The following is a 14,550-nucleotide window of genomic DNA, read 5'->3' as shown; positions in this document are numbered from 1 at the left end:
AATCAGCAATCGCATCACATCCAGGTTGTAGCCAATGGTTTTGTCTGCTGAAAACCTAAAGCTTTGCATAGGGACAAAGCTTTTATACAGGACCTTGGAACGTCATACTGTGAGCTGTAAACGGTTTGGCTGATTAGCAACCGTCTGCTGAACCCACTCAAACCAGCCCGCTAGACCGTCACCAGTCTTGGCAGACACACGAAAGATCATCACATTGGGATTAATTTGTCTGACGTTAGCTTCAATCTCTTCTAAGTCAACATCCAGATAGGGTGCTAAATCTGTTTTAGTGATCAACAAACAATCTGCTTCTCGGAACATCACCGGATATTTCAGAGGTTTGTCTTCTCCTTCAGTCACGCTGAGTAGAGCAACTTTGGCATGCTCACCCACTTCAAATTCAGCAGGGCAAACCAGATTACCGACGTTCTCAACAACAACGAGATCCAGACTGGCGGGATCTTGCTCATGTTGCAGCTGATGTATGCCACCAGCCACCATTTTGGAGTCTAGATGGCAGGAACGACCGGTGTTGATGGCAATGACCGGAACACCGTACTGACGGAGGCGATTGGCATCCAGCTCAGTGGTCATGTCCCCTTCAATCACAGCGATATTTAAGCTCTGTAAGCCGTTAAGTGTAGTTTCCAGCAGCTGGGTTTTACCCGCACCAGGACTACTCATCAGGTTGATACAGGTGATGCCCCATTCATCAAAATGGGCACGGTTGTGATCGGCTCCTTTCTGATTGGCATGGAGCAGATTCATTTCGAGGGCGGCGTCAAAGGTTTGGTGCATTGTATAGGTAATGGGCAATGGACAACGGGGTGTGGAGACGTTCCATGGAACGTCTCCACAAGGGGGGTGGCATTAGGCCACAACACATTCAAGGCGGTCAATTTTTAATTCCCGACCAGATCGAATATCTTCCATGGGGCTATGACAGGTGGGACAAGCATATTGGCTGCCAAATTCAGGTCGATAATCAGCGCGGCAAGTATGACAGTGGGCCACCAGGGGAACATCCTTAATCACCAACTGAGCACCGTCGAGAAACGTTCCCTGGGTCTGTACGTCAAAGGCAAACTGCAAACTGGCCGGTTCGACACAGGTAAATGCCCCCACAATCAGATGAACCTTTTCAATGATCGGGGTTTCCGGCTGAGAGTCCCACCAGTCGCGAATGGTGCCAATTAAGGCTTTGGTCATGTCGGTTTCGTGCATGGTGGGTTTATTGCCAATCGTTGCCGACATCCATGTTGGCCTCGGCGTGAATATAGTCAGGGGTGCCTGTCCTTGGCAGCTGTCCAGATTGCACCAGGTGAGCCATGGCATCACAAATTACGCGGGTGGCCATCAGAGAGGTCATGTCACTGATGTCGTAGGGTGGTGAGACTTCTACCACCTCTAGGCCGCAGACTGGGGCATCGCGAATGATTTTGCCCAGCAGGTATAGGGCCTCACGCGGCAGGAGGCCACCGGGCTCAGGCCAACCGGTACCGGGGACAAATCCGGCATCAATGCAATCAATATCGAAACTGATATAAACACAGTCGGTGCCATCCAGGGCTCGTTCTAGGGCAAAGTCAGCGGCGGCGTCCAGCCCCATCTCAGTAATGTCTGTAACCGTGAGAATGTTGGTGGCCCGCTCACGACATACTTTGACGCCCTGGCGTGGCACCTGCCACCCGCCAATGCCCAACTGTACTAAATTCTTAGCAGGCGCATTTTTCATATTGGTGGCATGGAACCAGGGGCAGGTATGCATGCGCTCATCCAGGTCAGTTTCTTGAGTATCCACATGGCGATCAAAGTGGATAATGCCGACTTTTTTATCCCCCAGGTGACGGCATACACCTCGCACAGTGGGAAATCCGATGGAGTGGTCACCGCCGAGAATGATGGGAAACGCACCGGAACTGAAAATATGGGCGATGCCTTTAGAAATTTGGTCAAAAGACTTTTCGTTGTTGGCAGGAATTGTAAAAATATCGCCCACATCACAAAGGGTAATTTGCTCTCGTAGATCAATCCCCATTTCAAAGTTGTAGGGGGTGTAGAGAGCGGAGATGCGACGAATACCTTGGGGACCAAAGCGGGTACCAGGACGATAGGTGGTGCCAGAGTCGTGGGGGACACCCACAATGGCAATGTCATAGTCACCCACCTTGCGGACGTCCTCGATATAGGGAGCTTTGAGAAAGGTATTAATGCCAGCGTAGTGGGGGAGCTCGCCACGAGAGAAGGTGGGAATGGTGCGATCGCGAATACTATCGGCGGCCTCTAACCCATACTCCAACCCTTGGGCCACTTCCTGCTGCCAGCCCGTGAGGGGCAGTTGAGCCTCACGCTCTAGGGCGCGGTTCGCCTCTGAATCAGCTGGATTACGAAAGGTAGGTGTGTCACTCATGATGTTGGTGCATAGCGCTAAATAGGCAAGGACATTGAACCGTTATGACATTCAACAGGAAATCAAAAAATTAAAAGCCCGAGAGAATCCATAGCAGACACAAGCTGCTGAACGGTTTCTCCCGGGCTTTTATCCCGCCGTGTACCAGAAAACTGGCGGTTTCTCTCGGACCAGACATTTAACATCGAGATATCTCAAATGATTAAATCGGAACCCTAGAAACCTTCCTTGTTGGCTCCAGTATTAAAGGTCACTACCTTTTGAGAAGTATCTTTTGTTACCAAATTTCCTATTAAATTGTGACGTATTATTTTCAGTAAGGAGAGAAATAAAGACTTTCCTAAAAAACAAGATTGGGATACAAATAAATCAGTATTCAAAGATAAAAGGAATGGACAATGGGGATATGGTCAATGCGGTAGAGTACGCCGTGGGCTATCTAATTCGGCCAGCCCAACCATCAGATGTGGAACATCTACCCGCCATAGAGCGAGCGGCAGCCCAACGTTATGTCCCCTATCTCGGTCCATTGGGGCTAACTCCAGGAACACTAGACGATATTGTCTCCGTTGATTTTCTAAATCAGGCATTGCATCAACGGCATCTATGGGTAGCAGCCACGGCAATACCTCAGACCTCGCTCGTCGGGTTTGTAGTCGTTGATCGCTTACCCACCGGCTATTTTGTGGTGGAGCTTGATGTTTTGCCTGATTACAGTCGACAGGGTATTGGCACAGCTCTGATGAAGCAAGTGGTTGAGGCTACCCGTAAGCAAGGCTTTACAACGGTCACCTTAACCACATTTCGCCATATCCCTTGGACAATTCCTTTTTACCAACGGTTAGGATTTGAAATTGTTGTTCCAGAAGACTACACTCCAGATATCCGTGCCATTGTTAACCATGAAGACCATCATGGATTTAGTCGTCAGGTCCGGGTAGTAATGCAGTGCCAGATTCCATCTCTCCCTCCTCCCCAGTAACCAATCCACTGCTTGCTGAGATTAAGCAACAGGTGAAAACATTAGGCTTCCATCGCGTTGGGATTGTGGCTGTGACGCCTGAGCCAAGTGTTCAGGAAAAGACGATGCAGACACGGCTCCAGCAGTGGTTAGACCAGGGGCATCAGGCAGATATGGCATGGATGGCCAACCCAAAACGCCAAGACATTCGCCGGGTGATGCCAGAGGTGAGGTCGATCATTTGTGTAGCGCTCAATTATTACACCCACCACCAGCGACCTGAAAGCCCTGAATATGGCAAAATCGCCCGCTATGGCTGGGGCCGCGACTACCATCGGGTCATGCACAAAAAGTTGAAACAGCTATCGCTATGGCTACAGGCGCAACCGGATGACAACGGTCAGCCTATCCTGGCTCGCTATTACGCCGATACAGGACCGGTGCAGGATAAATTCTGGGCCGAGGAAGCGGGGTTGGGCTGGGTGGCTAAAAATGGCAACCTGATCACCCGTGACTATGGTTCTTGGGTGTTTTTAGGCGAGGTTTTAACCAATCTACCCCTACCGGCATCGCGCCCACACACTAACCACTGCGGCACCTGTACCCGCTGTCTTGATGCCTGTCCGACCAGTGCAATTCGTGCCCCCGGTGTGGTTGATGCTAGCCGCTGTATTGCCTATCACACCATCGAAAACCGTAGTGAGCAGCTGCCATCTCATGTGGCCAACCATCTGGATAACTGGGTTGCCGGTTGCGACATTTGCCAGGACGTATGCCCCTGGAATCAGCGCTTTGCCAAACCCACGGATGTGGCTGAGTTTGAACCCTACCCTGGTAATGTGGCTCCTAAGTTAAAGGACCTGGCCAACCTAAGTGACGAAGAATGGAATCAGCAATTTCCCGCATCAGCCCTCAGACGCATTAAACCGACCATGTGGCGACGAAATGCGGCCACAGCGTTAGCAAACCAGGGTGAATAGATTGAATCTTGAATTTTGGGTGATGAGCCTTTGACTTGAGGCAACCATCTTAAAAGGCGAATAATTCAAAACTATTCCATCTTTAGATAACTAGCTTTGCCGAAGCCTCAGTCAACACATAGGCATAGTCTGAATTTTCTAAAGCAGTATGGACTTCGTCGTAGTTAGCGATGAGATCTGAAAGTCTTTGGTGCACTAATTTTATGGAGTACTGAACCCGCTTACGCTGCTGTAGCGACAAGAAACGACACAGACGCTGGGCTACTGTGTCGTGGACGTTGGGATCTAACAGATCAGTTTCATAGGTGATAGTCAGATGAGGTACCTGGGCAACAATGGCGGCTTCAGAAATGCGTTGCTCATCTAGCTTTTTGAGGATGGCAATCAAAGCTGTAGGGTTGATGTGACGACTACCAGGCTGTTGGGCCTTAAGAACTGCAATCCCATGGCGCATTAAATCTCGCCGCCGCAGATGAATGACCTTATACCCCTGGTCGTAGAGGATGGCCATAAACCGAGAGGGTTCGCTCATACCATGGGTCTTAATCAGATCTGCTGCCGATAGTTTGAATCCGAACAGATAATCGGGACAAGCCAATCCATGGCGCTGAATATGCCGTAACGGGAAAAAGTGTCGCTGTTCTAATAGCGGTTCCATGGTCCACGTCGATGGCAAGGAACCATAGCGAGTGTCGGTCACCACCTGACGTAGCAAATCCGTCACCATGCGCCCACCGCTAAAGTCTTCGCCAAACAACACAAAGCGATGGGATGGTTGAGCCGTTAGATTGCGCTGACCGCGATTTATCAGACCCTGAAGCTGATGGGCAAACCAAGAGGAATAGTGTGTAGATGGCATGTTCTGTCATGATCGCTAACCCTGAGAGGTCTTAGTATTCCCTGAAGAGCTATTCCAATCAATTGCAGCGAAATTTTACCTTCCCATTGAATAGCATGATTTATACCCCATAAAGTACGGAATTGCCTATCCATAGATGTCTTTCAATAGATAAAAATAGGGTCAAACGAGAGAGTAGGATTGTCTATACTGTCTCTCCGCTTGCCATGAGTTTGCTTCGTACCCCGCTTTACGATTTGTGTATTCAAAACAAAGCCCGCATGACTGACTTTGCGGGCTGGGAAATGCCGGTGCAGTTTAGCGGTATCAAGCAAGAACATGCCGCTGTACGTAATCAGGTGGGCATCTTTGATATTTCCCACATGGGGAAATTCATTTTGACTGGGGATCATGTTTTGCGATCGCTACAGCAACTCGTTCCCTCAGATTTAGACAAACTCTCCCCTGGCAAAGCACAGTACACCGTATTGCTTAATCCCCAGGGCGGCATCATTGATGATCTAATTATTTATGACGAAGGTGAACAGGTCACTCTCATCGTCAATGCCGCAACAACTGATAAAGACAAGACATGGCTACTTGAACATCTAGCCAATGTCGAACTGCACGATAATTCCCAAACCCATGCCCTAATCGCTATACAGGGTCCCAAAGCAGTAGAAACTTTACAGAAAATCACAGATATTGACCTCAGCGTTATTCGTCGTTACAACCACGCCTATGGCCAGGTGCTGGGACACAAATCGTTCCTTGCCCGCACAGGCTATACCGGTGAAGACGGGTTTGAAATAATGGTAGAGGCTGACGGTGCTACTGCTATCTGGCAAGCGCTACAAGAACATGGCGCTGAACCCTGCGGTCTGGGGGCAAGGGATACCCTGAGACTAGAAGCATCCATGGCCCTTTACGGTCAGGACATTAACGATGAAACCACACCGCTAGAAGGCGGACTGAGCTGGTTAGTCCACCTAGATAAAGTGCCCAACTTCATCGGTCGAGATAGTCTTGCCCAACAAAAGGCGGATGGAATCACCCGTCGTCTGGTGGGCCTACAGCTAGAAGGTCGCAATATTGCTCGTCATAACTATCCAATTATTCAGGATGACAAACAAATAGGTATTGTTACCAGTGGCACCCTATCTCCCACACTGGGATATCCAGTGGCACTGGCTTATGTCCCCATTGAACTCGCTAAAGTGGGCACAGTAATCAATGTCCAAATCCGTCAGAAAACAGTACCTGCTACCGTAGTCAAAAAACCTTTTTACAAAGCATCAACATAGAGAGCTAGTGAGAAATAACTAAGGATTTCTGATGACGGGTTACGACATCCTAAGCTGCGGCAAAATACAGTCAGTAATCAGCGGAGCAAGCTCAATTACATAATCCTCCGCCATAATCGGTATCCACTGGAGCTCAACAATTTCATTAGATGCCGTAGGAGTACCAATCAAATCCCCTTGAAACACAGTGGCCACCAGCTCAGTGTCAGCTTCATTGGCAGCCGTTGTCACATATTTACCAAGGAGCTCAATAGTGCCAGGGGCAATCTCACAGCTTAGTTCTTCCCGAACCTCTCGCTGAATAGCCGCTTTCGCATTCTCACCCGGCTGGAACTTACCACCGGGAAACATAAACTTGTGGGTATTTTTTTTACGGACAGTGAGCAGCTGTTGGTTCTCAACAACTGCATAGGCAACAACATGGAGTACAGATCCGGACACAGTTCAACAATTTAAGAAGGGTTAAGTAATCCTAACGTTTCCAATTGTCCCAACGTCAATTTCAGGCACTTAGATGTCTTATATCTCGATGACAGCAAATTTACCGCAAATGTCATCGAGGCAAATCCAAGGAACTTTTCAAACCCAGGAATAGACTGTCTACTAAATCCCACTGTCCAACTTCCACACCTTCACACCCAAATGTTAGAAAACCTCCTCTCTTTTCTACTTGGTTGGACTACCGTTAACCATTGCAACGCTAACTTGGCAGGTATTGAAATTCCAGCCATCGTCAACTCAGCATCCTCAAAAGAGGATGATGCATCGGGTATCTCAGTAACCCACGCTTATACCGTCAGCAAAAATGTAGTGGCCCTACGTGTCGAAGTGGGTGAACTGGTTCGGGGCAAACAGGTTGTTTACAATGCTGAACCTGGTGACACCATTAAGAAAGACGGTTGGGTATCGCGGCAGGGGACGTTTCTGGGGCAGCTGGTTCCCGATGTACCCAACATGATTCGATTGGCAGATCAATATGTGGGCCCTAAATTCAACACCAACTGTATTGACAGCCTTAACCAGTACCAAATCCTAACCAGTGATGGTAAAAAGGTTGCTCCTAGCAATGTCTATCGCAAAAGCAACATCAGGTCCATGGCAGAAACTGGGCCCTGGCGGTTTGAGTGGCCTACAACCCACACCATATTCCTAGAAATGCCGGACGAGCTAGTGGTGGGTGAAACCTATCAGCTCAAATTTGGTAAAACCGTCCTGCAAGATACTAGTTTTATCTATAAACCCGAACAAACCCGCAGTGAAGCAGTTCAAGTCTCACACCTGGGGTTCGACCCCGATGACCCGGCCAAAGTAGCCTTCTTATCTACCTGGATGGGGAACGGTGGGGGCCTTGACTATAGTACGGGCAAGGCATTTTGGCTGATTGATACAGCCACGGGTAACAGAGTTTATGAAGGTCAAACGGCCCTATCGCAATCAAAAGACTACAGGGACTCACAGGATCGCAACCATAATGACACCGATGTTTTCATTATGGACTTTAGTGACTTTTCCACACCGGGACAGTACCGTGTCTACGTGGACGGGGTAGGCACATCCTATGAGTTCGAAATTGGTGAAAATACATGGCGTGATGGATTCTATGTCTCGGCCCGGGGAATGTACCATCAACGTAGCGGCATTGCCCTCGAACAACCTTACACCGATTACCGACGACCTCGCCCTTTCCATCCAGAAGACGGCATGGTCATTTACCGCTCCACCGTGCCGCTGATGGATACTCGCATGGGTTTTAACTATTGGGATGGGATAAATTCGTTCGAAGCATTAGTGGAAACCCGCACCGAGGAAGAAGTGCCTGATGCCTGGGGTGGATGGATGGATGCCGGAGATTGGGACCGTCGTATTTCTCACCTGCATGTTAGTCGGTCATTTCTAGAACTGGTAGAACTCCATCCAGAGTTCTTCGACTCAATTAAGCTGAATCTACCTGAATCCAACAATAATTTACCGGACATTATGGATGAGGCCCTCTGGGGTTTGGATGTGTTTCGCCGTTTACAGACCGAAGCAGGCGGCATTCCAGGCGGCATTGAATCCGCTGAGCATCCAATTAAGCCCCAGGGCAGTTGGCAAGAATCCCAGATGGTCATGGTGTATGGCCCAGGCATTTGGTCTAGCTATTTCTATGCCAATGTGGCAACGCGAGCCGCCTATGTGCTGCAAAATTACGATCAGACCTTAGCTAAAACCTATCAAGATAGTGCTATTCGGGCCATGGACTGGGCTGAAGCAGAGCTATCCAAAAAGACTGAAGAACAGCATGAAATTGTGCACTCAGCTCGTAATCTAGCGGCTGCAGAGCTCTATCGACTGACTGGTGATGACCAATGGCATCAGATTTTTCTCGACACAACTGTGTTTACCAGTGCCGATGTCTCCATCTCACCCCATAGCTATCACGATCAGAGCCATTCGGCATTTGTTTATAGCCGTACCAATCAACCAACGGTCAATAAAACTATTCAAAAAAATGCAACCGATGCAATCATTCGGGCAGCTAAAACTGATATCGAAAGTATTGAGAGCACCGGTTTTAAGTGGAACGCAGATCCGAGTCGTTCGATTGGCTGGGGTTCTACGACCACACCCAAAACTCGGGCGCTTTTCCATGCCCACACCCTAACAGGGGATGAGGACTATTTACGGGCGGGCATTTTAGCAACTCAATTTGCAGCAGGGGCCAACCCTAGCAATATGATGTACACCATTGGTCTGGGTCACAGAAATCCCCAAATGCCGCTGATGTCAGATGTACGGGCATTGGGGCAGGATCCACCGCCAGGTATCACCATCTATGGCCCGATGGATGTTCAAAATCCCAATGGCCATGCAGGTCGATGGGAAGCACCGATTAAGAAATTTGCCGATGAAGTCAGTCCTTCCCCCTGGGAATGGCCCACCACCGAAGCCTATTTTGACTCGTACTATTATGTGCCAGTGACCGAGTTTACCGTGCATCAATCCATTGGCCCAACAGCCTATAGCTGGGGATACATAGCAGCCAACGATAAAAACTAAGGCTGGGTCCTAATGGCATGGGAGCATTGTCATGTTCTAGCTCCCTAAGGCCATGGCTCAACCAACGTGTCACATAAAGATCATCAACGGCAATACTTGCCAGCCGATGACGGCGAATATCAATGCCTCAGCCCAAGCTATCAAGTTCCTTAATACGGAGATAATCACTGTACAACCTCAAACAGGACCTGAGTCCATTGAGAGTTTTTATGATGAGTATCTGGCTATTCCTGGGATTTTGGAACAAATTATTCTGGATACTAGCTCTGATGCCTTTATTTTGGCCTGTTGGGGAGATCCTGGCATCGAAGCAGCCCGTGAAATTACGTCGAAGCCCGTAGTGGGAATTGCCGAGGCCAGTCTCTACATGGCCAATATGTTAGCGGCTAAATGGAGTGTTGTTACCACCCTCCACCGTGTACGAGACATGGTGGAAAAAACAATTCAAAAAACAGGGCTAACAGCTCGATGTGCATCGGTACGCACCACAAAACTATCGGTGCTCGATACGGAGCAGGATCGGACTGCCACATTAGATATTCTGATCAAAGCTAGCCAACTGGCTATTCAACAGGATGGAGCTGAAGCCATTTGCCTGGGCTGTGCTGGTATGAGTGGTTTGGAAAAACAGTTAGAAGCACGCTTAGGGGTGCCGGTAATTGACGCTGTGGCAGCAGCGGTTAAAATGGCAGAATCTTTGGTGCACTTAGGAAAAAGTACCAGCAAACACCTTACCTACCGCCTACCGGAACAGAAAGAAATTAAGGGATATAATCCTCACTTTCAGGCCCAGAGTTTTTACCCTTAGAAAATTAGAAATTAAAGAATTATTTCACCATAAACCATCAATTTTTATCCTGATATTTTGGAGATTGTACCAGTGATAAAAAGCGTCATCTTAATAGTATCTAACCCTATTAAAGGAGATACTGTAAGAGTGTAGGGATGCTAGAAATAGTGAGTTATAGCATCCAATGTGTGCCCCTGAGGTGTGACCATCATGTTTAAATCAACAACTTTCAAATCAACAGCATTCAAATTAACGGGTCTTGTTTTACCCTTAGCATTAGCTGCCGTTGCCCAAGCTGCCGATGAAATGAGCCTGGCCCTGGGCTTTACCTCTACTCAAGCAACGGGTGAAACGGTTGGTTCCTATGGTTTATCAAACATCGCTAACCGTGACAGCAATGGTGAGTTTTGTCTAGGATACGCTGACCGCACGCCAGACCATGTTTTGACGTTAGAGGAAGACTTTAGTGAGCTAACGATAGCGGTTGATAGTGGTGGCGCAGACACCACATTGCTGATTCAAGGGCCGAATAACAACACTGTGCGTTGTAACGACAGTGCCAGCCGTCAAAATCGTGACGCTATGATTCAGGATACCTTTACCAAAGGTACCTATCGCGTTTGGGTTGGCTCCTTTGAACCGGAAGGTCGCCATCGTTACGCACTCAAAGTCACCGAATAGAGCTTTTTACCAAGACGTGTTCTAGAGAGGCACGTGCTGGACAGCTATTCATTCTCTTAAACTCGTCTCTAGAAGGTCATCTAGGCTTTGATAAAGAGAGCCCGATAAACAGGTTTGCCCTGCCCTAGGGTGACTCGTTCTCGGTCAGTTTGGGCTGGCAAGGGATTGTTTGCTAACCAGGGTCCTGTGGTGCCAACGGGTGCTGGATGAGGAGGCTCAAAGGAACGCCGAAAAGAGGAATTGGCGGCAAATACCTCAACCATGTCCTCTGCCACAGCTTGCACATCAGATTGCAGCCAAATCCATGCACCGGGCAGCATATACTCAGCCAAATCTGCCACTAGCTGCGGTTGCACCACACGCCGTTTCTGGTGGCGCTTTTTAAACCACGGATCGGGAAACTGAATGCTCACTCGTTGGGGGGGGTGAGGCAAACTTGCCAATAGCGGTCGTAGGGAATTGTTGGCATTACAAAACAGCATATGTAGATTGTGCAGTCCCAGCTGGTCACGATGTTTCAGACACTGTTCTACTAAGGGGGCTCGAATCTCCAAACCAAGGAAGTTCCAATCTGGGCAAGCTTGAGCCATATCGCTGATGAAATAGCCTTTAGCGCAGCCAATATCTATATGTAATGGTTGGGCAGGCTGGGCAAAGACATCGGCCCAGCAAGGCGGGGTAACAGGGGTGGCGTAGCGAATATTGAGTGGGTTAACGTGCTGGCGCACACGGGACATAGTCGAAAACAGGCGATGATGGCACTAGGCTAAGGACACAGTTTTGAGCTTTGAGTTTTAAGGTCTAAGCCAATGGCTTAATTCAAAACTCAAGACTAAGTGCTCACAACTAACTAAGCCTTGGTACCGTTTGCTTATCTACCCTATCAACTCCTATGTCTCTTTTGGCTCGTTTTGCAGTGGTTAGCGATCTGCACGTTGCCCTGCCCCACACCATCTGGGACTCACCTAATCGATTCCATCTTGTGGAAGTCAGCATCCCAGCCTTGGAACAGATTTTGGATCACCTGGAACAGGTGGGTATTGATTTTTTGTTATTGCCTGGGGATTTGGTTCAGCATGGTGAGCGGGAAAATCATCACTGGCTGGTCCGTCGTCTGGAGCGGTTGCCGTTTCCGGTCTATGTGGTGCCTGGCAATCATGATGTGGTGAGACAGGCAGGGTGCGATCGCACCATTTCCTTAGACGAGTTTGTTGATCTTTACCAGGCCTTTGGCTATACCGATCCAACCCGTCCGTACTATCACCACACTATTTTGGATGGGCTCCATCTAATCGGATTAAATTCCAACGGCTTTGATGTAGAGGGCGAGCCCTTTTACACCGGCTGGCTCGACTCAGAACAACTAGACTGGCTAGATGAACAGCTAGATCAGCTCACCAACCAGCTCACCCTGGTGATGCTGCACCACAACGCCCTAGAACATCTGCCCCGCCAATCCCATAGCCGCATGGGACAGCGTTACATGGTCAAAAATGCGCCTGACCTCACCCAGCGTTTGCAGGCTGCTAGGGTGCCCCTAATGCTCACTGGCCACCTACATGTGCAAGATGTAGCCCAAACTGATGGACTCTATGAAATCACCACTGGCTCCCTCGTCAGCTATCCTCACCCCTACCGCATCTGTGAACTGACGACTGTAGACGATCGCCACCGGCTGGATATTACCTCTCACCGCATTGAGGCGGTACCTGAGTGGCCCACTCTACAGGCCACTTCCCATCAGTGGATGGCCGATCGCTCCTTCCCCTTCATAATGAAACTACTCACCAGTAAGCCCCTTAACTTATCTTCAGCCGAGGCAGCGCAATATGCCCCTGTCCTAGAAAATTTTTGGGCCAAAATTGCATCGGGTGATGGTCTATTTAACTACCCTGAGCTACCCCCTAAGCTGCAACGCTATTTTCAAACCTTTAGCGCCACCAACAGCTGTGGACAACCTGACTACATCGATAACAACGCAACGCTTTGGCTGTAAGTCTAAAGCAGGGGCTAAACCCATAAAGTGAAACCCCGACCGCATGTGGGCCGAGGTATTTGCCAAGTTAGTTGTGACTGATTAAATGCACCAAACATTCTTAAGCCACCTTTAAATTAGCAAGGGATTTTAGGAAAAAGCATAGTCGCTGCATCTGAAAAATCATCTAAAACGGATCGTCGACCGTAGACGTTTTTTAAAGTCAGCTTTTAACAATAATCGCTGAAACAGCCTTGACAGCCCCTATGTCATTAAGGACAAGCCATTACTATCCTCAGGGACAGCTGTTCCATGGAACGGCTGTCCCCATTAACCGATCAATCCATGCACATCAAAGCCATTCACCACATTGCCATCATCTGTTCAGACTATGGGCAATCAAAGCACTTTTACGTTGACATTCTAGGAGCTGACATTATTTGTGAAACCTGGCGCGAACAGCGGCAATCCTACAAGCTTGATCTCACCCTGGGCAATGCCCAATTAGAACTATTTTCATTTCCAGAACCACCACCTCGACCCACACGTCCTGAAGCCTGCGGTCTACGCCATTTAGCCCTAGCCGTCGACAATCTGGACGCCAATATTGCTCACCTACAAAAACACAGCATCCCAGTAGAACCCATCCGATTAGATGCACTAACCGGCAAACGCTTCACCTTTTTCCAAGACCCTGACGGGTTGCCTTTAGAGCTTTACGAAGTTTAAGGATGCATCACATTAAGCAACACAGCGTGCTCGTCTAAGTCAAATGACTGATATTGCACTGGCGGCAAATTTCTCAGACATGTATGGGCACCCTATGCATACAGTTCAGGTTAAAAGTGTCCTTTCTGAACACCAGCCGTAACGGCATCTTTTTTTCACCACCAGCTAAGCAAACGCCTTTGTTTACGACTGTTTACAAGGTTTGGCTTGATTGGTGTGATACGAAACTTAAAATTTTGTGATCTGACGCACCGTTATGAACTATAGACGGGAGTAAAGTTAGGACATATAAGAAAACTATATTTCTAAACCGCCTGACCTTAAAAGGCTTGGCGCTATTATAGGCAGAGCCGCTTAAAGGCTAGGGCTATATCTATGACTAAGGGGCGATGACGGTTAACCGTCATTGCCCCTTAGTTGCTGGGTCGCTATTGTTCAGGCAATGTGCTTAGGCGCTGGCATTGGCATTGGATTTAAAGCGGCGCTTACGACGACGAGAAATTGCCTTGCGTTTAGCTTTTTCAATAGGGGTTTCAAAATAACGTTTCTTTTTTATATCTGAGAAGATATCAGCCCTCGATACCTGACGTTTAAAACGTCGTAATGCTGACTCAATACCTTCATTTTCACCAACAATGACCTGGGCCATCTGACCTAACACTCCTTGAGTAATCACTAGATTTAAGCGTTTTAAAATACGTGCGTCGACGGCAAGCAGCATTGTCAAAGTTATGCAGGGCTGACGCTTCAACCCTGATATACATAATCCTATGGACAGCTAGAAAGTCTGTAGGATGAGTGCAGCCCAAGGCACTGTATTCCTAATAGACAGGCAACTTGGCG

General features: G+C 48.5%; 15 protein-coding genes and 1 riboswitch. Of the genes, 8 read left to right on the top strand and 7 right to left on the bottom strand.

Features of this window, described 5'->3' with window-relative positions:
• Positions 1 to 102: 102 nt before the first annotated feature.
• The 3 genes from hypB to SPB21_RS05145 form a co-directional block, all read right to left on the bottom strand.
• The gene (gene hypB / locus SPB21_RS05155; RefSeq protein WP_163671429.1) at positions 103 to 798 is read right to left on the bottom strand and encodes a hydrogenase nickel incorporation protein HypB; all 696 of its coding nucleotides are present in this window, start codon (positions 796 to 798) and stop codon (positions 103 to 105) included.
• Between the two features lie 72 nt (positions 799 to 870).
• Positions 871 to 1,224: a hydrogenase maturation nickel metallochaperone HypA gene (gene hypA, locus SPB21_RS05150; RefSeq protein WP_163671428.1), complete on the bottom strand. Its 354-nt coding sequence runs from the start codon at positions 1,222 to 1,224 to the stop codon at positions 871 to 873.
• Positions 1,225 to 1,231: 7 nt separating this feature from the next.
• Positions 1,232 to 2,410: an agmatinase family protein gene (locus SPB21_RS05145; RefSeq protein ID WP_163671427.1), complete on the bottom strand. Its 1,179-nt coding sequence runs from the start codon at positions 2,408 to 2,410 to the stop codon at positions 1,232 to 1,234.
• A 116-nt stretch (positions 2,411 to 2,526) separates the two neighbouring features.
• Positions 2,527 to 2,640: riboswitch (guanidine-I (ykkC/yxkD leader) on the bottom strand.
• Positions 2,641 to 2,816: 176 nt separating this feature from the next.
• Here SPB21_RS05145 and SPB21_RS05140 point away from each other — a divergent pair.
• Positions 2,817 to 3,392: a GNAT family N-acetyltransferase gene (locus SPB21_RS05140; RefSeq protein ID WP_499865810.1), complete on the top strand. Its 576-nt coding sequence runs from the start codon at positions 2,817 to 2,819 to the stop codon at positions 3,390 to 3,392.
• A complete protein-coding gene (gene queG, locus SPB21_RS05135; protein WP_499865808.1) occupies positions 3,359 to 4,351 on the top strand; it encodes a tRNA epoxyqueuosine(34) reductase QueG in 993 nt (330 codons plus the stop codon). The genes SPB21_RS05140 and queG overlap by 34 nt, the downstream gene beginning before the upstream one ends.
• Before the next feature lie 82 nt (positions 4,352 to 4,433).
• Here queG and SPB21_RS05130 read toward each other — a convergent pair whose 3' ends face one another.
• Positions 4,434 to 5,210: a hypothetical protein gene (locus SPB21_RS05130; protein WP_163663353.1), complete on the bottom strand. Its 777-nt coding sequence runs from the start codon at positions 5,208 to 5,210 to the stop codon at positions 4,434 to 4,436.
• Positions 5,211 to 5,416: 206 nt separating this feature from the next.
• On the opposite strand from SPB21_RS05130, the gene gcvT reads away from it, so the two are divergent.
• Entirely contained in the window at positions 5,417 to 6,493 is a 1,077-nt protein-coding gene (gene gcvT / locus SPB21_RS05125) for a glycine cleavage system aminomethyltransferase GcvT (protein ID WP_163663351.1), read from the top strand.
• 39 nt (positions 6,494 to 6,532) lie between these two features.
• Here gcvT and SPB21_RS05120 read toward each other — a convergent pair whose 3' ends face one another.
• A complete protein-coding gene (locus SPB21_RS05120) occupies positions 6,533 to 6,934 on the bottom strand; it encodes an NUDIX domain-containing protein (protein ID WP_163663349.1) in 402 nt (133 codons plus the stop codon).
• A 201-nt stretch (positions 6,935 to 7,135) separates the two neighbouring features.
• Between SPB21_RS05120 and SPB21_RS05115 the strand changes: the two genes are divergently transcribed.
• The 3 genes from SPB21_RS05115 to SPB21_RS05105 all read left to right on the top strand — a co-directional run bounded on the left by SPB21_RS05115 (position 7,136) and on the right by SPB21_RS05105 (position 11,003).
• The gene (locus SPB21_RS05115; RefSeq protein ID WP_499865806.1) at positions 7,136 to 9,532 is read left to right on the top strand and encodes a glycoside hydrolase family 9 protein; all 2,397 of its coding nucleotides are present in this window, start codon (positions 7,136 to 7,138) and stop codon (positions 9,530 to 9,532) included.
• A gap of 52 nt (positions 9,533 to 9,584) precedes the next feature.
• Positions 9,585 to 10,340, top strand: a complete 756-nt coding sequence (locus SPB21_RS05110; RefSeq protein WP_163663345.1) for an aspartate/glutamate racemase family protein — start codon at positions 9,585 to 9,587, stop codon at positions 10,338 to 10,340.
• Between the two features lie 192 nt (positions 10,341 to 10,532).
• Positions 10,533 to 11,003 carry a hypothetical protein gene (locus tag SPB21_RS05105; protein ID WP_163663343.1) on the top strand — a complete coding sequence of 157 codons (471 nt, stop codon included), beginning with the start codon at positions 10,533 to 10,535 and terminating at the stop codon, positions 11,001 to 11,003.
• An 80-nt stretch (positions 11,004 to 11,083) separates the two neighbouring features.
• Here the strand turns inward: SPB21_RS05105 and trmB are convergent, their stop codons facing one another.
• Complete coding sequence (gene trmB, locus SPB21_RS05100; RefSeq protein WP_490794563.1) at positions 11,084 to 11,740, bottom strand: tRNA (guanosine(46)-N7)-methyltransferase TrmB; 657 nt, start codon at positions 11,738 to 11,740, stop codon at positions 11,084 to 11,086.
• Between the two features lie 155 nt (positions 11,741 to 11,895).
• On the opposite strand from trmB, the gene SPB21_RS05095 reads away from it, so the two are divergent.
• Together SPB21_RS05095 and gloA2 are read left to right on the top strand one after the other, a co-directional pair.
• A complete protein-coding gene (locus SPB21_RS05095) occupies positions 11,896 to 12,999 on the top strand; it encodes a metallophosphoesterase family protein (RefSeq protein WP_499865803.1) in 1,104 nt (367 codons plus the stop codon).
• A gap of 324 nt (positions 13,000 to 13,323) precedes the next feature.
• Positions 13,324 to 13,707 carry an SMU1112c/YaeR family gloxylase I-like metalloprotein gene (gloA2, locus tag SPB21_RS05090; RefSeq protein ID WP_163703694.1) on the top strand — a complete coding sequence of 128 codons (384 nt, stop codon included), beginning with the start codon at positions 13,324 to 13,326 and terminating at the stop codon, positions 13,705 to 13,707.
• 448 nt (positions 13,708 to 14,155) lie between these two features.
• Here the strand turns inward: gloA2 and rpsU are convergent, their stop codons facing one another.
• Positions 14,156 to 14,356, bottom strand: coding sequence for a 30S ribosomal protein S21 (rpsU, locus tag SPB21_RS05085; protein WP_163671611.1), 201 nt, complete (start codon positions 14,354 to 14,356; stop codon positions 14,156 to 14,158).
• Between the last annotated feature and the right edge of the window lie 194 nt (positions 14,357 to 14,550).

This window comes from Leptothoe sp. ISB3NOV94-8A, assembly GCF_043421595.1.
GTDB lineage: Bacteria > Cyanobacteriota > Cyanobacteriia > Phormidesmidales > Phormidesmidaceae > Leptothoe > Leptothoe turfae.
Note: the sequence above shows the minus strand (reverse complement) of the source record. Positions and strands in the feature narration are given on the sequence as shown.